Source organism: Paracoccus methylarcula (assembly GCF_003007735.2).
GTDB classification, from domain to species: Bacteria; Pseudomonadota; Alphaproteobacteria; order Rhodobacterales; family Rhodobacteraceae; genus Paracoccus; species Paracoccus methylarcula.
Window position 1 is genome coordinate 293,313 of the sequence record NZ_PXNQ02000003.1, and the last position, 19,725, is coordinate 313,037.

The window sequence follows — 19,725 nt, forward strand, 5'->3', positions numbered from 1 at the left end:
TTTACTATGGATTAAGAGCGACGCAGGCAAGGAGCGATTTGTGCTGGAAGCAACCGGGTTGGAGGCCGCTTATGGCAAGCAGAAAGTGCTGCATGGCCTGTCGCTGCGAATCGCAGCCGGGCGACTGACCGCATTGGTCGGGCCAAATGGCTGCGGCAAATCAACATTTCTGCGGGCAATCATGGGTTTCGTTCCGCTGACCGCCGGACAGGTGACGCTGGACGGTAAGCCCCTGCCGCGCGACCGGCGCGCATTGGCGCGGCGCATCGCCTATCTGCCGCAAGAGGCGCATTGCCCCGATTACCTGACCTTGGGCGAATTGGTCGAGCTGGCCGGTTTCGCCCGCTATGCCACCTTTGCCGGTCCGACCGAACGCGACAGGGAGCTGTTTCGCTCTGCGCTGCGGACGGTGGGGTTGATCGACCTTGCGCATCGCCCGGTCAACTCGCTTTCGGGCGGGCAGCGACAGCGGGCATGGATCGCGATGGTGCTGGCCCAGGATGCCGAGATCATCCTGATGGACGAGCCGGTGAACCATCTGGACATGAAATATCAATATGCCACCCTTGGTCTTGTCCAACGCCTGACTCGCGAGCATGGCAAGACGGTCGTCGCGGTGCTGCATGACCTGAATCTGACCGCCGCCTTTGCCGACGAGGTCGCGATGCTGGCGGATGGCCGGCTGGTCGCGCATGGCCCGGTAGAGCACACCGTGACCGAGTCCAATATCGCCCGCGTGTTCGACCTTGGCGCAGATGTCATCACCCATGCGGGAAGGCGCATCTGCATGCCGCATCTGAAAATACCGGCATGAGATTCATGGCACTCTTCGTCGGTCTCGGGTTATGCCTCTTCCTGCATCTCTGGCTCGGATCCGGCATGCCCCCTGCTGCCATGGCCAAGACATTCCTCGATTTCGATCCCGATGATTACGGCCATTACGTCATCCTCTATCAGCGCCTGCCCCGCGCCCTGATCGCGCTGCATGTCGGCGCGGTGCTGGCCTGTTCGGGTGCAGTGCTGCAGGGTCTGGTTCGCAACCCCTTGGCCGCGCCTTCGACATTGGGCATCAGCGGCGGAGCGATGGTTTTCGTGGTTGCCGGGGCGGTGCTGGGGCTGGGAACTGCCGCGCAGGGTATCGCCGCGCTGGCCGGGGGCGCGGCAGGCGCGGGCGCGGCCATGTGGGTGGCACGGCTTGCCGGGCTGGGTCTTGATCCGCGCGGCATGGTGCTGATCCTCGCCGGAGCATTGGTGACGATGCTGTGCATGGGCGTGGCCAATGCGCTGCTACTGTCCGACCCGGCACTGCGGACGGCTTACCTGGGTTGGATCTCGGGGGATATCAACCATGTCTATGCCGATCGGCTGACACAGTTCTGGTGGATCGGCTGGCTGGCCATCGGGGTCCTGATGGTGCTGGCAAAGCCGCTGACATTGATAATGCTGGGGACCGAAAAGGCCGCCTCGGCGGGGGTCGATGTCCGAAGAGTCAGCCTGCTAGGGCTGGGCGCCTCGGTAATCGCCGCCTCCTCGGCAACGGCAATCTGTGGACCGGTGGGTTTTGTCGGACTGGTCGTGCCGCATCTGGTCCGCCCCTTCACCGGCCCGGCCCTGTGGCGACTGATGCCGGTCTCGGCCGTCGCCGGAGGGCTGGCCTGCCTGATCGCCGATCTGATCGCACGCGAGGCGTTCTCGCCCTACAGCCTGCATAGCGGGGTCGTGCTGGATCTGGCCGGAGGTCTGGTCTTTGCCCTTCTGATCCGCCGCCACTACCTGGGAGCGCAGGCATGAAGCCCGCGCGCGCGACCGATGGGCAAGAGCTGGTCCATTTCGGCCACCTGCAATTTCGCGCGCGGCATCTGCGGGCGGGCCTTTTGCTGTTGGGCGTTGCCGCAGCCCTGTCACTGGTCTCGACGATGATCGGCGTGACCCGGATCGGGGGAAGCGATATCACCGCGCTGCTGCGGGGCGGCCTTGTCGATGACGCCGGCTTTGCCCTGCGCGAGGTTCGCCTGCCCCGGATTGCGGCGGGATTCATGGCTGGCTGGTGCGTCGCCCTGACTGGCGCGATGCTGCAATCGCTGGCACGCAATCCGCTGGCCGATCCGGGGCTTCTGGGGCTCAGCCAGGGCTCCATGGTGATGATCCTGCTCTTGATCCTGTTCGCCCCGGCGGCACCGCCGATGCTGCTGCCATTCGCGGCGATGACCGGGGCGCTGGCCGTGGCCCTTGCCCTCGTGCTTCTGGTCGGGCGCGGGGGGGCGGGCGGTCTGGCGCTGCTGCTGATGGGGATCGCGGTAGAGACGATGCTGTCCTCGGTCACGCAGATCCTGATCCTATATTCCCCGCCAGACATGTCCTATGCGCTGTCGAACTGGCTGGCGGGTTCGCTTTCGGGTGCGGACCCGGCGGCGGTGCTGGCGTTGCTGCCATGGTTCCTGTTCAGCCTTGGCATGGCCGTCTGGCTGGGCCGCAGCCTCTCGACCTACGACCTGGGCCAGGACCTTGCCATGTCATTGGGCGAGAATGTGAACCGCTCGCGTCCTCTGATCCTGGTGGTCTCGGTTCTGCTCAGCTCTGCGGCGGTGACCGCGGCGGGGCCGCTGGCGTTTCTGGGCGTCATGGCACCGCATCTGGCAGGATTCCTGTCTCCGGCATCGGGGCGGCCACGGCTGATCCTGTCAGGGCTGATGGGCGCGGTTCTGGTGATCGCCGCCGATATGCTGACCCGCTCGGTCTCGGGCGAACTTGCGCTGCCCCTGGGGCTGTCACTGACACTGGTCGGCGTGCCGCTCTTCGTGATCTCGCTGCGCCTGCGGGCGCTGAAAACCTTGTCCAACCGCTGAAAGGCCGATCATGCGACTGCTGTTCCTGCTTCCCCCTCTGCTTGCCTCTCATGCCACGCTCGCCGAAACCGTAACCGACGCCATGGGCCGCGGCGTGGAGATCCCCGACGATCCGTCGCGGATCGTAGTGCTGCACGAACCGCTTCTGGGCGTGCCACTGGCCGATTTCGGCGTCGATCCGGTCGGCAGCTATGGCCGCGCCGATGATGGCAGCAGCCTGATGGCCGCCGATTTCTATGCCTCGATCCTCGGCGATGACGCCCCGGACCCGGCCCCGCGCGGCATCGGAGCGGTCGGCGATATCGACCTTGAACGCCTGCGCGCCCTGTCACCCGACCTGATCATCGGCACCGAGCTCGATGCGGACAAGGCCGATCAGTTGACAGCCATCGCGCCGGTCTACTTGCAGGCCAGTTCGTCAGGCAAGGTGCGCGGCTTCGAGACCGAGAAACAGCTTGCCGCGCTGCTGGACCGCACCGACGCATTCGAGGATCGCCGCGCCGAATATCAGGAAAAACTCGACCGCCTCAAACCGATCATCCCACCGGGACAGAGCTATCTTGCGGTGATCGTGCATGACAAGATCAACCTCGTCGGAGAGATGTCCGGAGCAATCCAGGCGATCGAGGATCTGGGCTATAACCGTCTGCCCCTGAAAGCCGATGGCCCGGATAACGCCCTCGGCTCGACTTTCGCCGTGCCGATCAGCAGCGAGGCTTTCGGTCGCATGAATCCCGATCTTCTGGTAATCCTGAGCAGCTATGCCGGCGCCTCCCATGACGAGGCGGGAACCCGCGCCCAGCTGGACCGGGTCATGCCGGGATGGGAACGTTTCCTGAAACCGGCCCGCGAAGGCCGGATCGTCTGGATGGATTCCACCAAGGTCGCCACCCCCTCTATCGCCAGTGCCGAACACGCGCTGGATGCCATCGAGGCATGGAGCGCCCAGGCAAGCAAGAACTGACCGCACCGGAGGGATTCCGGCGCGGCTTAAGCCCTTCTTCTTTATCCAAATACCCCACGGGGGTCGCCGGTTGGAACGCCACTGGTTCGAGAACCAGCCGGCGACGGGGTGTGCCCCCCGTCCTCGCGGGACGCACCCCCATCAGAACCGCAGATCGAGCCCCAGCCCAACTTCGCGCGGCTTGGTCATCGATGCGATGATGCCGCCAATTTGTCGGTCATCGTATTTATAGGTCGGCGCGCGCTCGTCGAATATGTTCTCGACATAGGCATAGAGGTTGACCTTGTCGTTCAGCGCGTGATCGACGCGGGCGTTGGCGATGGTATAGCTGTCGACCTCATAGCTGGCACGGTTCCAGTCGGTCGAGTAATATCCGCCGATATGGCTGACATCGGCCGCGACGGTCGTCTTGTCCGTGACCTGCCATTCCATGCCAAGGCTGATCGTATGGTCGGGCGTCCGGCCGAACTTGTTCCCTTCATAGTTGACACCCGCGGCATCGGTGAATTCGCCGATCTCCGAATGCAGCAGACCAAGCCCCGCCTTTACACGCAGCGTATCGTTGACGGCATAATCCATCGTCAGATCAAGCCCGTAAGCCTTGGCGTCATCCGCGTTCACGACGATATTGCCGCGCGGAAGACCGTCGAGATACTCGGGCAGGACCCGCTGCGAGTCACTGAACCGGGTATAGAACAGGTTACCAGTCAGGCGCATGCGCCCGTCGATCAGATCGGCCCGTCCGAACAATTCGTAATTCGTCGCGCGTTCTGCGTCGAAATTGAAATATCTACCTTGAACAAAGGAAAGGTTGACGCCGCCGGGGTTATATCCCTTGCTGACCAGTGCCCCGACGGTCACGTCGGGCGACACGTCATAGGCGACCGAAATTTTCGGCAGCCACGCATCAAAACTCCTGTCATAATCCAGTTCCTCGCGGGCAAGGCTGGATGTGCCGCTGCGCTCGATGCTGTCGCGCTGATAGCGCAGCCCGGCGCTGACCGTCCAGCGGTCGTCCGGACGCCAGGTCAGTTCGGAGAATACGCCCAGGTTTTCCTTGGTATCCTCGAATTCCGAAACGCCCCGGGTATAGAGCAATTCGTCGGATTCTGTCTTGGCGTAGAACAACCCGACAACGCCACTGAAGCGGCTGTCCTCACCGCCGAAAGTCAGGCGGGTTTCGTTCGAGATCTCCTTGGAGTCGATAAAGGCTTCGCCATTCTCCGCCGGTGCAGCAAGGCGATGGATGGACTGATCACTGAACTGTGTCTGGTTGGACAGTTGCATGCCATTGCTGAACTCATAGCTGACATCGGCAATGGTCGTATTGACCCTCTGATCCCAGCTTGGCATCCCGAGGCTGGTGCTTTCCAGATCGTCGTAAGGCAAGCCCGCCGCCTCGGATGTGGGACGATTGCTCTGCTTGTGCGAGAATGTCAGCATTGCCTCCAGCCCCGGTGCCGCCTGTGGCTGCCACAACAGCTTGAACCGCGCCTCCGACGCTGCGAAATCTTGGTCGGTCTCGCCCTTCTGGAAACCGGGATTCACGTAATCGATGAACCCGTCGCGCCCGGCATGATCCAGCGAGATCCGCGCGGCGAGATCCTGCCCCAGCGGCGCAGAATAGGCCACCGATGCGCGGCGGGAACCGCCGGTGCCGTATTGCAGCCGGGCCGCGCCTTCGGGCGTGAAGCTGGGATCCTTGGTATTCACGATGATCGCGCCGGCGATGCTGTTGGCGCCCTGTGCGATGGTCTGCGGACCACGGAATACCTCGATCGCATCCACATCCCAGATCGACGCCACACCAAACACGGTCTCGTTATAGCTGAGATAATGTCCGTCGACGTTGGTCTTGGCCCGCGGCACGGTACCGCCGAAGAACGCTCCGGCGCCCGAATTCGGACCCTGCGTGTCCTGTCCGCGAATGATCGGCGCGCTCACCGTGTCGGGAAAGACCACATTGGGCATACCGTTGATCGCCTCGGCCACGGAACTCGCACCGACATCACTGGCGATATCCTCGGCCGATAAAGCCGAGACCGAAGACGCGGTGTCCGAGATGCTGCGCAACAGCTTTTCACCCTCGAGGATGATCGGCTCCAGCACGATGACATCCTGTTGCGCCTGTGCCGCAAACGGAGTGATCAGGGCGACACTGCCAAGCAGCATACCCGCAAACGAACGCGTTCTCATGTTCAGTCCCCACCATTTAAGTTGCGTGGCTGGCAGGAACTGCTGGCGTTGATCGCAGTGAGCTATCGCAGAAACGGACCGGCCCATCAAGTATTGTTGAATATTTCCGTCGAGATTTGTCCGCAGGGTTGACAGTGCGCAACACAAGGCTTTGACTGCACCCGTTCCTGATGCCCCAGCCCGATCCGCAAGGCGTGTCATGTAGCCACTCCGGTGGCGCGGTCGGGCAAGGTTACCTCCTTTCCCTCTGCGCAATCCGGCTGGCCACTGACCTTCGGGCCCCATGAACCGCCATTCCGGAAGACAGACATGCCAGACAGTTTCCCCGACATTTCCATCGCGCAGGCCCCTTCGTCCCGCCCTCCTGCAATCCCGATCACCGAAAGGCAGGAACATGCCTGGCTGCGGCAGCAACAGGACCCCGACACGGTGCTGGCCGCCCTGCTAGGGTTTCGACTGACGGGTGGGCTGGATGCGGCGCGCATGATCCGCGCGCTGCATGAGCTTCCCGCCGTGGTGCCGCAACTCTCCCACTGCCTGAAGATGACCGATGATGGCGAGCTGTGCGCCCTACCCGTCCGCGCATCCGTCCGGCTGCACAACACCGCCTCGGAGGCCGAGGCAACCGCATTGCTGCGCGAATTGCAGACCGCCCCATGGGATCCGGAATCCGAGGCGCCGTTCCGCTGTGCCCTGGTTCTGCTACCCGAAGGGGCAATGTTGGGGCTTGCCTTCCACACGCTTGCCGGAGGGCCGGACGTGGCCAATGCAAGCCTGCGCGCATTGGCCGGTATCTACAATGGCAACCCGCCACCGCACCCCGTCAAGATCGCACCTATATCGCCACGGAATACGCCGCGCCCCGGCCTCGATCCGCTGGCAGGGTTGCGCTCCGACACACATGCGACGATTTCGCAGCCGATCCGGCTGGCCCTGGAAACCACCGCCTCGACCGGTGAACTGGCTTGCCAACTCGCCGCCGCGATCACCGAGGTCACCGGCGCTCCCGCCCCCGACATCGCGACGATCGAGCCGGTGCTCCCCGATCTTGCCCTTGCCCTGCCACTGGACCCCCTGGTCTCGGTCGCGCGGCTGATCCAGCCGTCGCTCGTGCTGGACGGAATCTCGACCGCGCGGCTCCCCCTGGACACTGCATGCACCGGATCAGGGCTGCTGGTGGGGCTACGCGAGGGCGAAGGGTTGGAGATGATCGCCGGACCGGATATCTCGCCGATGGCAGCTGGGCTGGTGCTGGAGCGTTGCGCCGCGCGGCTGAAATCGGGGGCGACCGATGTTCCGGCCGTTGCCGCACCCGCTCCCGCCATGCCCGACACCGCGTCCGATCTGCAACGGATCATCCTGAAGGAATTCCGCGCTGCCCTCCGCGACGACACCTTGGGACCAGAGGATGACTTCTTCGATTTTGGCGGTCATTCCCTGACGGCAACCCGGGTCATCGGACGGCTTCTGGACCAGCATGGCATCGAGATCCACCTGTCCGACCTGTTCAGCCATTCGACCGCCGCGGCACTTGCGAAGCTGGCCAATCAAATCGGGCCGGAAGCAAGTGGAGAACCCGCTACCCAGCCAGTCGGTGACCCTCGCCACTCCGCACCGCTGTCGCTGGCGCAGGCTTCGCTGTGGCGCGCCTATGCGGCTTTCGGCTACGGCGATATCTTCAATATTCCCTTCGGCCTCCGCTTCCTCGATCCCCTGGACGAGGCTGTATTCGGGCTCGCCTTCCGCGATATGCTGGAACGTCATCCGATCTTGCGCAGCCTGTTTTCGGAGAATGGCGGCGAAGTCCGCCAGACTGTCGTGCCGATGGCCGAACTGGACCGCTACCGCTGGTTCTGGCAATCGACCGAAGCCGGTGGGGCGAGCCGCAGCAGCGAGGCCGCGCATGTTTTTGACCTTGCCCGCGAATTGCCGCTGCGCCTGCGTTTCTTCATCGAAGATGGCCAGCAGGTCCTGTCGATGCTGTTCCATCATGTCGTGCTGGACGAATGGTCCGTAGGTCTGCTGATGGAGGATCTGGCACGCGCCTATGCCAGCCGCGCGGCCGGATCGGTGCCGGTCTGGACCGACAACCCCGCCCCCTTCCACGAATTCGCCGCTCGTCAGGCCGCAGCCGGGCCGAACGAGGCGCATCTGTCCTTCTGGGCCGATATGCTCGACGGCGCACCAGGAGCCGCACCGCTGTTCGGAGGAACCGCCGGAAACGGTTCTCCGGCGGGAGGCTGGGTCGAGTTGCACGTGGAACCGGAGATTGCCGAAGGGCTTTACGCATTGGCCAAGACCGAGAACGCGTCCCCCTTCAACGTAGTCTATGCGGGAATCGCGGCAACGCTCCACTGGTTGGGCGGCATCGATGATCTGCTGATCGGCACCTCCGCTTCGGGCCGGCTGGAAGCCGAGTTCTTCGATACGATAGGTTATTTCACCACCATGGTCGCCCATCGCACCCTCTTTGCCGAAGGACTCACCGCCCGTTCTCTGGTGGGGCAGGTTCGCGACATGATCAACGGCTCGATGCCCCGGGCCGATATCCCGCTGGACCTTGTCAGCGAAAGGCTGACCGGGCAACCGCAGCCAATGGATCACATCTTTGAGGCATTTATCCAGATCCATGCCCGCAACCCGATGAATGGCCAGTTCGACTTGCCCGATGGAGGCAAGGTCCGATTCCGCCAGATCGACCCGGAAAAGACCGAATCGATCCTTGGCCTGCAATTCGAGGTCGTCGAGGATGTCATTGGCCACGAGCGCAGCCTGCGCGTGATGATGAGCTATCGCTCGGACCGCTATGACGAAGACAAAGTGAAGCGGATCACATCGACGGTCGGCGAAACCTTCCGGCTGCTGGCCGATCCGGCGCAAGCTGGGTTACCGCTGACCGAGCTGCGAAAACGCGCGATGCGGTGATGGGTACAGAAGTTCATGCGCCGCCGGCGGGTCTTTCGTATCCGCGCCCCGGATCGGCGGCGTTTCCCCATGAGCTATCCGACGATGTTGCTTGCGGGACCGCCAGGTCAGGCTGACAACAACAGTCCCTGCCAGAGCCGAGGGCGGCCCATGCGCGGTCAATCACACCCGCCGCCATCTCCTCCCCAGCAACCACCTCTGGAGAATTCGCCTGCGGCGCCACATTGCTCGTTTTCCGCCGCCGATCTTGCTTTCGTCCCTGCCAAAAGAAGAACGCGATTACTCCTGCCACGGTGAACAGGAACAGTTCTTCGACGGTCATGCGGTCCTTCGTTGCCATAGTCCCGTCCTATCAGGCTGCCCGCGCGCGACAACTGACCACAGGCAATATCATTGATGACCGCAGGTCCGATTCCCATCTCTGAATTACTCCCTGCACTGGCCCGCGCCGGCTCTCTTCCTGCCGTGGCGCGGGCTTTCTCATATCCGACCCGTTTCGCCTACCAGCCATCGCAATGGCTTCTGGCGGGTTTTGTCAGGATGCCGGGCAGGAGCAATTCATTCAGAGCCCCTTCAGTCGCAACTCGATTGCAGGGCCCCATCGGCGAGTCCAGAGCCCTTGTTTCGAGCTCGCCGCTCCCACAGGATCCGAAATCATCCGACGCGATCCGCACCTCATCTTTTTAACGGTGTAAGGACGAGGCTTGCGCAGATTATGCCCAATGCACTGAAAATATTTTATAATTTTGCGTCACTCGACTGGGCATTGTTGCACAAACCTGACGATGGAGGATTCACTTCGCGAATCCATGCGGTTAGACGCACTCCATGAGCAAACCATCTCCCGCCCGCTATCGTATGACGAACTGGTCCAGCTCCAATTCATCGCTGCCGAAGCGGGGATCCCTGCTGATCTGGGCCGACAAGGGCATGGCCTGGCGCGCGCCGCATGACGGCCGGCCCCGACCTCCGCCGGTCTTTTCCGATGCGGCCATCCAGTTCTGCCTGTCCATCAAAGTGCCGTTCAAGCTTCCCTTGCGGCAGACCGTCGGGATGGTGGCGAGCCTGCTGAAGCTGGTGGGGCTGGACTGGCCCGTGTCCGACTTTTCTACCCTGTGCCGCAGGCAAAAGACCCTGGCCGTTCAGGTCGCTTATCGCCGCGCGGATGGCCCGCCGAACCTGCTCGGGGACAGTCCCGGGATCAAGTTCCCCGGCGACGGCGAATGGCAGGCGCGCAAACATGGGGTGCAGGGCCGCCGCCAGTGGCGCAAGGCGCATCTCTCGCCATGGACCCGGCCACATCCGACATCCGTGCCGTGGAATTCACGCCAAGCCGGGATGGCGACAGCCCCGTACTGCCGGAGCTCCTCGGCCAGATCCCAGAGGGCGAGCAGGTCGCGCCGTGACTGCCGACGGCGCCTGTGACACGCGCCGCTGCCACAAGGCCATCCTCGTGCGTGAGGCCACTCCGATCATTCCGGTCCGGAAAAACGGCCGCCTGTGGAAAGACGATTGCCCGGCGGCACGCGCCCGCAACGAGACTCTGCGCGCCACCCGTCATTACGGCAGGGCGTTCCGGAAGCGCTGGACCGGATACCACGCCCGCAGCCGGATCGCGGCAAAAATGTCCTCGCAGGTTCCCTTGAACCGGTGGCGTTCACCTGCTCGACCTGAAATCCTTCGGCGAACGCATCATGGCGAGAGACCCGGACCGACAGACCGCCGAGGTCCACATCCGTATCGCACTCATGAACCGCTTCAACGCCCTCGGCACCGCCGAGATCGTCCGCGTGGCATAACGTCCGCGGGGGAAGGGGGAAGTCACGCCTCAGGCGCGAGTCGCGCAACAACGCCCATGGAAATCAGAGAGATATTTGCCCACAACTTAAGAGCGCTACGGAAAACCAAGGGGCTGTCGCAGGAAGAGTTGGCGCATGAGGCCGGTCTGGATCGCACCTACATCAGTTCGCTAGAGCGGCAGATTTATGGAGCGAGCATCGATGTCGTAGATCGAATCGCCAAGGGGCTTGCGGTCGAGGCAGCGGACCTGTTGCGATGTCCAGAGGCCGAGGCAACGAAATGATGATCTGAGCCCTCGAACAGCCGGTCAAGATGCGCATCCAGCGACAGCAGCCTGCCATTGACCAGCCGCAATCCCTCCCACACGCCGTCGCCCAGCACGAAACCCGCGTCGAAGACCGAGACCATGGCGCGGTCGCGATGGACGAAATCGCCGTTCACATAGATCAGCGCATCATCGTTGCGTGGATCGCCGTCATAGCTTTGTGCGCTGGTAGGGGCCATTTCCGTCGCTTTCCTTCTTTCGCGTTTCCGACCGGGCCATCTTACGAAATCCGGACAGCCAATCCAGTGCATCGAAACCGGGAGGAGGTAAAGCCGCGTAGAGCTGCCGGTCGAGTTCGGAAAACCCCCGGACAGGCAGGCCCAGCCAGCGCAGATGCCGCTCTGCCGCGGCGCGCAGGGAGGCCAGGTCGTTGCGCCTCGCGGCCTGTTGCATCATGCGCATATGCGGAGAGGGCAGGTAGCGGCGCAGGCGCATGAGCAGCGCATGCCGGTGCATCGGCGCGCGTCGCCAGAGCATCAGTGACAGGCCGCAGACAAGGGACAGCAGCAGCACGGCGGCGGCGACAGCCCTGTTACCTGAGCCAGCCTCGTCCACCGTCCCGAAATTCGACCCGAAGCCCGCGAAGCCGAAGGGTATGGGATCGAGCGGGGCGATCTCGATCCGGCGATTCGCGGTGTCGAACCACGGAAAGCCCGTGCCGGGCAGGATGGCGGGTTCGCCCGTATGTGGCCGCAATTGCCATTCCCAGACAACGCGGGCCAGCGGTCCCCGATCGGTCATCACCGTTTCGCGCTGCTCGGGGGCGGTAAAGCTGATCATCCATGGCTGGCGCAGGTCGGGGCGCGGAGGCAGGTAATGCGCCAGCGTGCCCTGTGCCTCGATGGTGACGCGGCGGGTCAGGACCTCGTTCTGCTTCAACTGCCCGGGGCTGGCGGACAATTCATCCGTCAGGATCAGCTTGCGCGCTGACAAGGGGCGGTAATCGCCGGGGAACGGCCTGACGTTCAGCGTGACGGCAGGGGCGGTGACCTCGGTTTCCGCACGCTTTCCATCCCCGGTGACATAGGTCAGGCGATGCGTGACCGGGCCGATCTCGACCGGCCCGTCGCGGCTTGGAAAGACCGCCACCTTGCGCTCGAATATCTGCAGCAGACGGCCGTTCACGCGCTCCTTGTGCCAGTCGTCACGGGCGATCTGGATCCAGTCGTAATCGGGGGAGTTGGGGAAGATCATCTCTTCCAGCGAGACGGTCAGGTCATATTCGCCGCGGATCGTCAGTTCGACCATCTCCGAGACGACCGGATTGCCGTGATCATGCAGGACCCGCAGCTTCGTGTCGCCCTGCGCGCCAGCAAGGCCGGTCAAGGCCAGCCAGAGGATCAGCGGCAGCAGAAAACGGCTCACCATGGGTCGGCCTCCTTCGGGCGGATCAGGCCAAGCTGGGCGCGGCGCTCGTATTCGGCGCGGATGCGCAGGCGCAGGAATTCGCCCGGATCGTCTGAAATGGTTTCCAGCCACTCGTCGGTTGCGGCGATTCCCTTGCGGTCCAGCTGCCGATCCCATTTCGGCCCCGAGGCATTGGCCTGCAACCTGGTCTCGACCGGCTCGTCCGACATCCGGCCCCCGGTCCCGGCGAGCCGACCCGGTGCGACACTGTCACCACGCGGAGGTGGAAACATCGAGGCCACGAGGTCGCGATTGGCGCGGGCCTGGGCATCGGCCGAATTGGCGAAAAGCATGGCATCGAAATAGGCCACCGACAGCGGGTAATCCCCGGTCGCGGCAAGGCTGAGCCCGCGATTATAGGTCTGCGACCGCCCGGCCTCGGCAAAGGCCTCGTCGGCGGCGGCATGATCGCCGATGCGATACAGCGCCACCCCTCGCGCGGCTGGATCGGACAAAAGGCGTGCGGCCATGCCATCCCATCCCGCGCGCAGCGCCAACCGCCCCATCGCCTCGGGCCCCGCCACGGCCAGCGCCGCCAATGCGGCGGCAAGGACGATCAGCGGCGCCTTCATTTCCGCCTCCGCAGCATGATCAGCAGCGGCACAAGGGCGAAAGCGGCAAGCAACGGGCCGAGATCGCGATATTGCAGGGCCACCAGCACCGGATCGCGGACCGCCGCTCCGGGCCGGTCCAGCCCTGCCGCCAGCCGGGTCATCTGCTCAGTTGGCAACGCCTTGCCACCGCCCCGGACAAGCCGCTCCAATGCATCATCGGGCGCGGGTGGTGCTTCGGGCGCTGTCGCCGATATGCGCAATGCCGAGATACGCACCCCCTGATCGGCCAGCCGAGAGGCCTCTGCCTCGGCTTGCGCATCCACGCCGCCACCATCCGAGATCAGGATCAGGTCGGCCCGGCGCATCTTGTCGAGCAGTTTTCCGGCCAGGCCGAGTGCATCGGCGGGCCTGCTCCCGGGATTGGGCAGGGTGTCGGGTTCCAGCACGGCGATCTGCGTCTCCAGCGTGGCAAGATCGGCCGTGGGGGCGGCGACGGTATAGGCTTCGCCACCATAGAGGATCATTCCCACAGGACGCCCCGCCAGCGCCTGCAGCAGCCCCGCCGCCGCGACCTGCGCCTCGGCAAGACCGGGGCCTTTTGCGACGGACGGGGACAGGTCGATGGCGATGATGACCGCATCGGTCTGTGCCAGTACCGGCGCATCGCGGCGCGGCAGCGCGGGGCCGGTCAGTCCCAGTATCAGAGCGAATATGGCAAAGGGCGCCAGCATCCGTTGCCAGACCGGCTGCCGTCCGCCCAGGGCTTCGAGCGCGATCATCGCCCGCAGCATCTGGCGCGGCATGACCCGCTGCCAGCCCCCCGCATCGGGCGCGCGCCGAAGGCTCCACAGCATCAGCGCCGACAGGGGCAGGAGGGCCAGCAACCACCAGGGCCGCAACAGGATCAGCCCGCCCATCCCCGCCTCCTGACGGCAAGAAGGGTCAGGCAAGCCAGTGCCAGCGCGGCGGGCCAAATCCAGAGCGATTTCCAATAGCGCATCGGCGGGCGCGAGGACGGGTTCGGCTCCAGCCGGTCCAGCGTGGCGGCCATCCGCTGCAGGTCCCCGGTGGTCCGGACGCGGAAGTTTTCGCCCCCGGCGGCGGCGGCGATGTCGCGCAGGGTCGCCACGTCGACGGCATCGCGAGCGGCGGGCTGGTTCTCCAGATCCTCGGGGCCGAGCGCGATCGAGTGAACCCGGATGCCGTGACTGGCGGCAAGCTTGGCTGCCTCGATGGCGGGCACGTTTCCCGAGGTGTCCACCCCGTCCGACAGCAGCACGATCACCCGTGTCGGCGCCTCGCTGCGGGCCAGCCGCCTGGTTGCCAGCCCCAGCCCGTCCGAAATCGCGGTGCCGCGCCCGGATATGCCGATCTGCGCCTCTTCGATGGCGCGGGCGACGGCATCCACGTCAAAGGTCAGGGGCGAGGCGAAATAGGCCCGTTCGCCAAAGATCACCAGCCCGATCCGGTCACCCCGCCGTGCCGCCACGAAGGCCGAGGCGGTGCGCTTGACGGCCTCGAGCCGCGAGACCGGCTGATCGTCCAGCCGGAAATCCTCTTTCATCATGCTGCCCGACAGGTCCAGCGCCAGCACGATATCGCGCCCCGATGCGGGAATGATGTCACTGATTGCCTCGGTCCGCGGTCCGGCCATGGCGACCACCAGCATCACCCATGCCAGCGCAACCAACCAAGGCCCCTGCCTGATGCGGGGATTTCCCACGTTACGGGCGGCCCGGTCCAGATGGGCGGGCAGGATAAGGGCGGCGCGCCGGATGGCCAGCGGCGGACTCAGCCAACGGATCGCCAGCGGCAGCGGCAGCAGGATCAGCAGCCATGGGACGGCGAAGCTCATCTCCGCCTCCGGCCATGCAGGGCGATGTGTTCGATCTCGGCATCCGCCGGGGCGGGGGCTTCGCCATAGGCGGCGGGGCGCAGGCGCTTGGGCAGGTGGCCGAGGATTCGGGCGATGCTCAGGATACGCTCTTGCGCGGGCAGGCCTCTCGTCGCCCGGATGCGCGCCCGGCGCGAGGGACGGCGCGCAAGCCATGGCGACAGCAGCGCATAGAGGATCAGAGCCGCCAGCAGGCCAAGCCCCGCCAGCCCCAGGGCTTCGCGCCAGCCCAGTATCGCCATGTCGGCGGGCAGGCGGGACGGGGCAAGGGCGGCGAGCATTTCCTCATGCGTCACGGCTGCACCTCTGCGGGGATCGCGCCAAGGACGCGCAGCCGGTCGCTGTCGTCGGACAGGTCGGGAACCGACAGCCGGGCAAGGCGGCTGGCGCGGCCATCGCTGACCGCCAGAACGCCGCTTGGCGCAACGCATTCGATCTCGTCCAGGATCAGCGCGACGGTGAGCTTGCGGCGGCGGGCAAGGCGCGACAATGCGGCCTCTGCCGATTGCCACCCGCCCGGAGCGGTTGCCAGCAGAATCCGCCCGCCCGCAGGGGCGAGACGGGCCGCATGGGCCAGCGCCTCGGTCAGTGAAGGCGTGCCGGGTTCCGCCAATGCGCGGTCATGCTGATGGGCCAGCAGCCGGGAAACGCTGGCCATATGCGCGTCGCCGGTGGCCGGAGCCAGTTCCGCCAGCCCGGCGCCCGAAACGGTCAGCCCCGCCACCGAGCCCCCGCGCAGCGCCGCCTGCCATCCCATCCGCGCGAGATGCCGGGCCGCCCGGACGGATCGCAGCGCCGTCCCGGTGCCCCACAGCATCGGGGCGCGGAAATCGGCGATCAGCAGGGTGGTGTCGTCGCGATCCTCGTGCAGGCTGCGGATATGCGGCTGGCCGGTGCGGGCCGTGGCGGCGGGGTCCAGCCGCCTCGGATCGTCGCCCGCGACATAGGCGCGGATCTCGCGCAGATCCATGCCCGATCCCTCCAGCCGCGCCGGAGCCACGCCCGGACGGCGCGTGGCAGGGCGATGGCGGCCCGGTCCCCGTATCTCGTCACGCAGCGCCAGCAACTCCTCTGCCGTCAACCGGATTCCCGGGGCATCCGGCAGAGCGGCCAGAGTCACCAAGGCCGCACCTCGCGCAGGATGTCGGCGACGAGCGATCGTCCACTGCGCCCCTCGCTGACGGCCTGCCATGCGGGAACCATGCGATGCGCAAGGGCGTCGGCCGCCAGCGCCTCGGCATCCTCGGGCAGGCCGTGATCGCGGCCATGCAGCCAAGCCCGCGCCCGCACGCCCGCCGCCAGCGCCAGTGATCCGCGCGGCGAGACCGGATGCTCGATCCATTCGGCCACCGCGCCGCCCGGGCGCGTGGCCATCACCAGCCGCACGATGAAATCCTTAAGCGCCGGGGCCAGATGCACCTGCGCCACCTCGGCCTGCGCCTGTGACAGTTCCTCTGGCGTCACCGCCGTTGCCGCGACAGGGGGCGATTGCCCTTCGGCCTCGACCAAATCGAGGATGGCGCGTTCGGCCTCGGCCCCCGGCAGGTCAAGTCGCAGATGCAGAAGGAAGCGGTCAAGCTGCGCCTCGGGCAGCGGGAAGGTTCCCTCGTGCTCGATCGGGTTTTGGGTGGCCACGACCATGAAGGGATCGGGCAGGGGGCGGGTGGTGCCGCCTGTCGTCACCTGCCGCTCGGCCATCGCCTCCAGCAGCGCCGATTGCACCTTGGGCGGGGCGCGGTTGATCTCGTCCACCAGCACGAGGCTGTGAAAGATCGGACCGGCCATGAAATCGAAACCGCCGGTCTCGGGCCGGAACACCTGCGTGCCGGTCAGATCCGAGGGCAGCAGGTCGGGCGTGCACTGAATGCGCGCATGACTGCCGGGCAGATGCGCGGCCAGTTGCTTGACGGCGCGGGTCTTGGCGATGCCGGGCGGTCCCTCGATCAGCACATGCCCGCCGGACAGCAGCGCGATCAGCAGCCGTTCGACAAGGATTTCATGGCCGATCAGCGTTGCGCCGACCTCGGCCCCCAATCGCGCGACGGCGTGGGCTTTATGCGATAATTCGTTCATCGCCTCCTCCCAGGGGTGAACATGCACAGTCTGCAAGGAGTCGCGTCGCGGCGCCACCCCGTCTAAAGTAGGAGATGGAAACCGCCCCTGTCGCGCAAAATTTCCACAATGCGCGTTCCAGGTCTTACGAACTCATAGCCCCCGCCGACATTGGTGCTGGCATCGATGTTCACCGCTACCGTCGGCGCCTTACCATCGCCCATCAGAAGCTCGATCAGCTTGAGCTTTACCCTGTCGTCGGTCTTCTCATCGTTCAGCATTTCGGCCGCGACATCGAAAACACGGGCCCGCAATACTGCCCGCTTGCTCTCGACGTCCGTGACAAAGCGCGCCTGGGTATCAGCCAGCAACTCCGCGACCGCAGGCCGCTTGAGCGCCTTCGACAGACCGTAGCGAGACATGCCCACCTCTTCGGCTGCCGCGGTGATTGATTAACCCTTGCGGACACGCGCATCAACAGCAGCGCGGACCTTGGAGGAAAGCTGTGGCTGCGCATCCTTGGCCAGACCCATTGGCAATATAACGAGCTTCCCTTCTGGGTGCTCATGAAGGATCGGGAGCAGATCAGGGAGGCGTTCCCGGTCTTGCAGAAGCTGCTGCGCCCTCTGCAAGACGTTTGTGCCGCCAAGGCAAACATCACGGTCGCCTTCATTACCTTCGAAGGCGATCAGAGATGCAGTCATGGTATGTTCAAAGGGGAGGAGTTTTTCGAAGAGAACGCCATCAGTGATCTCTATGAAGAACCCGGATGCCGTCCTCGAGAGTCGAGTGTTTTCGATGATGCCTATCCCAACGACCCTTGGGCGATGAAGTCGACACATGACGATCCCTGGATCGTGTAGGAACAGGTCTGCGAACCTCACGTCACCTGCGGCAGGGACGGATCGTCCTCATCGACCCGCCTGCATGGCGGTCAAACGGTTAGGAGGCGACGGCCACAACGATCGCCCATAAAAGAAGGCCCGCGCTTTGCGCGGGCCTTGGCTGTACAGATTTCCGGGTTTAGGTCAGATGGTGATTGTGGCCCGTTTCTTTTCCCATATCTCGAAGATTTTCTGGGGTTCAAACAGCTTTTCATAGCTGTCGATCGAGAAGGGGGAATAACCCTCCCGTAATCCTGTTCGTCGAGTGAAGGCCAAGCAGAAATGCTGTAGATCCGGCTCGGCCGCCTTCTGATCCAAGGCGAGAACGAAAGCATCGATCAGGAGTTCGATGACCAAACCCCATCGATTGGCACAGGCACAGGTGAGGCGTTCGTAGAAATCACGCGAGTTCAGGCGGGAAAAATCCAGTCCGGCTTTATCGGCATAGGCATGGCAGAGACTGGCCAATTCGGTAAGATCTGCTGTACGGTGCAAGACGATCTCGGAAAACGAGACCGGTCGCATGAGATAGGCGAGCTGTTCCTCGCTGGTAACGTGAAGAACGAGAGTTTCTACGCCCGAGAGGATCAGCATCAGCGGCCATTCCGGCTGCTTGAGCAGCGATTTGAAACTGTCGAGGATCATTGCCCGCGCCTCTCCAGTCTTCTTTGGGAAGATATGCTGGCATTCGTCATAGTGAATGCCGATCACTCCCTGCTCGCGAGCCTGGGTGATGACCCGATCCCAGACCTCGCGTTGCGTCAGACGACCCTCGGCGGGATAACCCAGACCTTCGCGCAAGGTGTGAATACCCAGGTCTTTCCAACTCAGAAGGCCCTTCAAGACGACCGAAGCGAAACGAGCCGCCCGGCCGTCGGGCATCATGGTGTCGCCATCGTTCAGTGCCTCGAGTTGCTTGCGGATCTCCGTGGTCTTGCCGACGCGCGAAGGGCCGGTAACGAGCAAGCCCCGTGCCTCGAAGGGCCGACGCAGAGCAGATTTGGCATAATAATCGGTGACCATCCATTCCATCCCCTCCCGCAGACGCGTAGCCCGCGGGAAGCTGTAATGCGCTCCCTTAAACGTCGTGATATGTCCGGCGGAGGTGAGGTTGACAAAGCTCATAACAATTTACCCGTCGTGTCCGGCCTGGGCAACAGATTCGAAGCTTTGTCCGTCTCATCATTCGTGTGCTGGACCTGTCCTTCGATGGGAGGCTGAAAACCCGGGCCAATCTTGCGTACGCCTGTGGCACCGGTTTCGCTCGCGACGCTACCGGGTTGCGCCGTTCCGGGAAGCGGCGCTCGACGTGGCGAATGCTGGCCTGCGGTCACAATTTCGGCCTTCTTCTGTGCTTCGGCGATGGTCATATAGCTGCGGGCCAGTTTGTGTTCGACCGCGATGAAATGCATTCGGTCGAAACGTGCGCGGCGAACCCGCGCCAATCGGGCCTCGAAATTCGCGGTTTCCTCCGGATCTTCGGCCCGCGCTGCCTCGGCAATCTCCAGAAATTCGGGGATGGTCAGATCCTTCATCGCGGTCCAAGAGAGATCAGCAAGGATCGGATCGGGGTGACCCTTGATCAGGACGGTTACGTGATTGGTGCTGTCGGGGTCGGAGAAGACGGAAACCTTACCCTCGACGTAATCCCTGACCGCCTGCAATTCCGGCGAGCTATAGGGCAGTCCATAAACCTTAACGCCCTCATCGGTGATCGTGACATCGCTTTTCCAGCCCAGATGGATGCGTCGGTCATGCGGACTCGGCGGTGTGAGCGCACCATAATTCAAATCAATGAATTCCTTCATCTTGATCGGGCGGCGTCCCATCATCGTGACACCGTAATGCCGCTCCGAGGGATATTCATCGACCAAGTAG

The 19,725-nt window shown here is 64.1% G+C and carries 20 protein-coding genes and 1 pseudogene; 8 read left to right on the forward strand and 13 right to left on the reverse strand.

Going from position 1 to position 19,725, the window contains the following annotated elements:
- The first annotated feature begins 40 nt into the window (after positions 1-40).
- Genes A7A09_RS06840 through A7A09_RS06855 form a run of 4 tightly spaced genes read left to right on the forward strand, consistent with a single transcriptional unit; the run spans position 41 to position 3,810 of the window.
- On the forward strand, positions 41-814 hold the full coding sequence (locus A7A09_RS06840; protein ID WP_245999197.1) for an ABC transporter ATP-binding protein: 774 nt from the start codon (positions 41-43) through the stop codon (positions 812-814).
- A gap of 5 nt (positions 815-819) precedes the next feature.
- On the forward strand, positions 820-1,791 hold the full coding sequence (locus A7A09_RS06845) for a FecCD family ABC transporter permease (protein ID WP_245999198.1): 972 nt from the start codon (positions 820-822) through the stop codon (positions 1,789-1,791).
- Positions 1,788-2,846 (forward strand): FecCD family ABC transporter permease, encoded by a 1,059-nt coding sequence (locus A7A09_RS06850; RefSeq protein WP_106690655.1) that lies wholly within the window; start codon positions 1,788-1,790, stop codon positions 2,844-2,846. The genes A7A09_RS06845 and A7A09_RS06850 overlap by 4 nt, the downstream gene beginning before the upstream one ends.
- A gap of 10 nt (positions 2,847-2,856) precedes the next feature.
- On the forward strand, positions 2,857-3,810 hold the full coding sequence (locus A7A09_RS06855) for an ABC transporter substrate-binding protein (protein ID WP_106690656.1): 954 nt from the start codon (positions 2,857-2,859) through the stop codon (positions 3,808-3,810).
- A gap of 141 nt (positions 3,811-3,951) precedes the next feature.
- Here A7A09_RS06855 and A7A09_RS06860 read toward each other — a convergent pair whose 3' ends face one another.
- Positions 3,952-6,006, reverse strand: a complete 2,055-nt coding sequence (locus A7A09_RS06860; RefSeq protein ID WP_106690657.1) for a TonB-dependent receptor — start codon at positions 6,004-6,006, stop codon at positions 3,952-3,954.
- Positions 6,007-6,315: 309 nt separating this feature from the next.
- Here A7A09_RS06860 and A7A09_RS06865 point away from each other — a divergent pair, with 309 nt between their 5' ends.
- The gene (locus A7A09_RS06865; RefSeq protein ID WP_106690658.1) at positions 6,316-8,931 is read left to right on the forward strand and encodes a condensation domain-containing protein; all 2,616 of its coding nucleotides are present in this window, start codon (positions 6,316-6,318) and stop codon (positions 8,929-8,931) included.
- 13 nt (positions 8,932-8,944) lie between these two features.
- Here A7A09_RS06865 and A7A09_RS20500 read toward each other — a convergent pair whose 3' ends face one another.
- Positions 8,945-9,271 (reverse strand): hypothetical protein, encoded by a 327-nt coding sequence (locus A7A09_RS20500; RefSeq protein WP_148043618.1) that lies wholly within the window; start codon positions 9,269-9,271, stop codon positions 8,945-8,947.
- A gap of 488 nt (positions 9,272-9,759) precedes the next feature.
- On the opposite strand from A7A09_RS20500, the pseudogene A7A09_RS06870 reads away from it, so the two are divergent.
- Together A7A09_RS06870 and A7A09_RS06875 are read left to right on the forward strand one after the other, a co-directional pair.
- Positions 9,760-10,730 (forward strand): annotated as a pseudogene (locus A7A09_RS06870) (IS5 family transposase).
- 56 nt (positions 10,731-10,786) lie between these two features.
- Positions 10,787-11,014, forward strand: a complete 228-nt coding sequence (locus tag A7A09_RS06875; protein WP_106690659.1) for a helix-turn-helix domain-containing protein — start codon at positions 10,787-10,789, stop codon at positions 11,012-11,014.
- On the opposite strand, the gene A7A09_RS06880 is transcribed toward A7A09_RS06875, so the two are convergent.
- The 9 genes from A7A09_RS06880 to A7A09_RS06920 all read right to left on the reverse strand — a co-directional run bounded on the left by A7A09_RS06880 (position 10,915) and on the right by A7A09_RS06920 (position 17,385).
- Entirely contained in the window at positions 10,915-11,235 is a 321-nt protein-coding gene (locus A7A09_RS06880; protein ID WP_211341067.1) for a hypothetical protein, read from the reverse strand. The genes A7A09_RS06875 and A7A09_RS06880 overlap by 100 nt on opposite strands.
- Positions 11,207-12,424: a BatD family protein gene (locus A7A09_RS06885; protein ID WP_106690660.1), complete on the reverse strand. Its 1,218-nt coding sequence runs from the start codon at positions 12,422-12,424 to the stop codon at positions 11,207-11,209. Before A7A09_RS06885 ends, A7A09_RS06880 begins: the two co-directional genes overlap by 29 nt.
- On the reverse strand, positions 12,418-13,035 hold the full coding sequence (locus A7A09_RS06890) for a hypothetical protein (protein ID WP_106690661.1): 618 nt from the start codon (positions 13,033-13,035) through the stop codon (positions 12,418-12,420). The genes A7A09_RS06885 and A7A09_RS06890 overlap by 7 nt, the downstream gene beginning before the upstream one ends.
- Positions 13,032-13,934, reverse strand: coding sequence for a vWA domain-containing protein (locus tag A7A09_RS06895; RefSeq protein ID WP_106690662.1), 903 nt, complete (start codon positions 13,932-13,934; stop codon positions 13,032-13,034). Before A7A09_RS06895 ends, A7A09_RS06890 begins: the two co-directional genes overlap by 4 nt.
- Positions 13,922-14,872 carry a VWA domain-containing protein gene (locus A7A09_RS06900; RefSeq protein WP_106690663.1) on the reverse strand — a complete coding sequence of 317 codons (951 nt, stop codon included), beginning with the start codon at positions 14,870-14,872 and terminating at the stop codon, positions 13,922-13,924. The genes A7A09_RS06895 and A7A09_RS06900 overlap by 13 nt, the downstream gene beginning before the upstream one ends.
- Positions 14,869-15,207, reverse strand: coding sequence for a hypothetical protein (locus A7A09_RS06905; protein WP_106690664.1), 339 nt, complete (start codon positions 15,205-15,207; stop codon positions 14,869-14,871). Before A7A09_RS06905 ends, A7A09_RS06900 begins: the two co-directional genes overlap by 4 nt.
- Positions 15,204-16,031, reverse strand: coding sequence for a DUF58 domain-containing protein (locus tag A7A09_RS06910; protein ID WP_245999199.1), 828 nt, complete (start codon positions 16,029-16,031; stop codon positions 15,204-15,206). Before A7A09_RS06910 ends, A7A09_RS06905 begins: the two co-directional genes overlap by 4 nt.
- Positions 16,028-16,984, reverse strand: a complete 957-nt coding sequence (locus tag A7A09_RS06915; protein WP_106690666.1) for an AAA family ATPase — start codon at positions 16,982-16,984, stop codon at positions 16,028-16,030. The genes A7A09_RS06910 and A7A09_RS06915 overlap by 4 nt, the downstream gene beginning before the upstream one ends.
- A 62-nt stretch (positions 16,985-17,046) precedes the next feature.
- A complete protein-coding gene (locus A7A09_RS06920) occupies positions 17,047-17,385 on the reverse strand; it encodes a hypothetical protein (protein ID WP_106690667.1) in 339 nt (112 codons plus the stop codon).
- A gap of 183 nt (positions 17,386-17,568) precedes the next feature.
- Between A7A09_RS06920 and A7A09_RS06925 the strand changes: the two genes are divergently transcribed.
- Positions 17,569-17,826 (forward strand): hypothetical protein, encoded by a 258-nt coding sequence (locus A7A09_RS06925; RefSeq protein ID WP_148043619.1) that lies wholly within the window; start codon positions 17,569-17,571, stop codon positions 17,824-17,826.
- 165 nt (positions 17,827-17,991) lie between these two features.
- Here the strand turns inward: A7A09_RS06925 and A7A09_RS06930 are convergent, their stop codons facing one another.
- Both A7A09_RS06930 and A7A09_RS06935 read right to left on the reverse strand, forming a co-directional pair.
- Complete coding sequence (locus A7A09_RS06930) at positions 17,992-18,972, reverse strand: ATP-binding protein (protein ID WP_106690669.1); 981 nt, start codon at positions 18,970-18,972, stop codon at positions 17,992-17,994.
- On the reverse strand, positions 18,969-19,721 hold the full coding sequence (locus A7A09_RS06935) for a hypothetical protein (RefSeq protein ID WP_106690670.1): 753 nt from the start codon (positions 19,719-19,721) through the stop codon (positions 18,969-18,971). The genes A7A09_RS06930 and A7A09_RS06935 overlap by 4 nt, the downstream gene beginning before the upstream one ends.
- Between the last annotated feature and the right edge of the window lie 4 nt (positions 19,722-19,725).

What these genes read in the sequence shown, in the direction of transcription:
- A7A09_RS06880 (WP_211341067.1), bottom strand. Translation starts at nt 11,235, where the DNA reads ATGGCCCCTACCAGCGCACAAAGCTATGACGGCGATCCACGCAACGAT.
- A7A09_RS06850 (WP_106690655.1), top strand. Translation starts at nt 1,788, where the DNA reads ATGAAGCCCGCGCGCGCGACCGATGGGCAAGAGCTGGTCCATTTCGGC.
- A7A09_RS06875 (WP_106690659.1), top strand. Translation starts at nt 10,787, where the DNA reads ATGGAAATCAGAGAGATATTTGCCCACAACTTAAGAGCGCTACGGAAA.
- A7A09_RS06860 (WP_106690657.1), bottom strand. Translation starts at nt 6,006, where the DNA reads ATGAGAACGCGTTCGTTTGCGGGTATGCTGCTTGGCAGTGTCGCCCTG.
- A7A09_RS06865 (WP_106690658.1), top strand. Translation starts at nt 6,316, where the DNA reads ATGCCAGACAGTTTCCCCGACATTTCCATCGCGCAGGCCCCTTCGTCC.
- A7A09_RS06900 (WP_106690663.1), bottom strand. Translation starts at nt 14,872, where the DNA reads ATGAGCTTCGCCGTCCCATGGCTGCTGATCCTGCTGCCGCTGCCGCTG.
- A7A09_RS06915 (WP_106690666.1), bottom strand. Translation starts at nt 16,984, where the DNA reads ATGAACGAATTATCGCATAAAGCCCACGCCGTCGCGCGATTGGGGGCC.
- A7A09_RS06930 (WP_106690669.1), bottom strand. Translation starts at nt 18,972, where the DNA reads ATGAGCTTTGTCAACCTCACCTCCGCCGGACATATCACGACGTTTAAG.
- A7A09_RS06855 (WP_106690656.1), top strand. Translation starts at nt 2,857, where the DNA reads ATGCGACTGCTGTTCCTGCTTCCCCCTCTGCTTGCCTCTCATGCCACG.
- A7A09_RS06845 (WP_245999198.1), top strand. Translation starts at nt 820, where the DNA reads ATGGCACTCTTCGTCGGTCTCGGGTTATGCCTCTTCCTGCATCTCTGG.
- A7A09_RS06920 (WP_106690667.1), bottom strand. Translation starts at nt 17,385, where the DNA reads ATGTCTCGCTACGGTCTGTCGAAGGCGCTCAAGCGGCCTGCGGTCGCG.
- A7A09_RS06895 (WP_106690662.1), bottom strand. Translation starts at nt 13,934, where the DNA reads ATGGGCGGGCTGATCCTGTTGCGGCCCTGGTGGTTGCTGGCCCTCCTG.
- A7A09_RS06885 (WP_106690660.1), bottom strand. Translation starts at nt 12,424, where the DNA reads ATGGTGAGCCGTTTTCTGCTGCCGCTGATCCTCTGGCTGGCCTTGACC.
- A7A09_RS06890 (WP_106690661.1), bottom strand. Translation starts at nt 13,035, where the DNA reads ATGAAGGCGCCGCTGATCGTCCTTGCCGCCGCATTGGCGGCGCTGGCC.
- A7A09_RS20500 (WP_148043618.1), bottom strand. Translation starts at nt 9,271, where the DNA reads ATGGCAACGAAGGACCGCATGACCGTCGAAGAACTGTTCCTGTTCACC.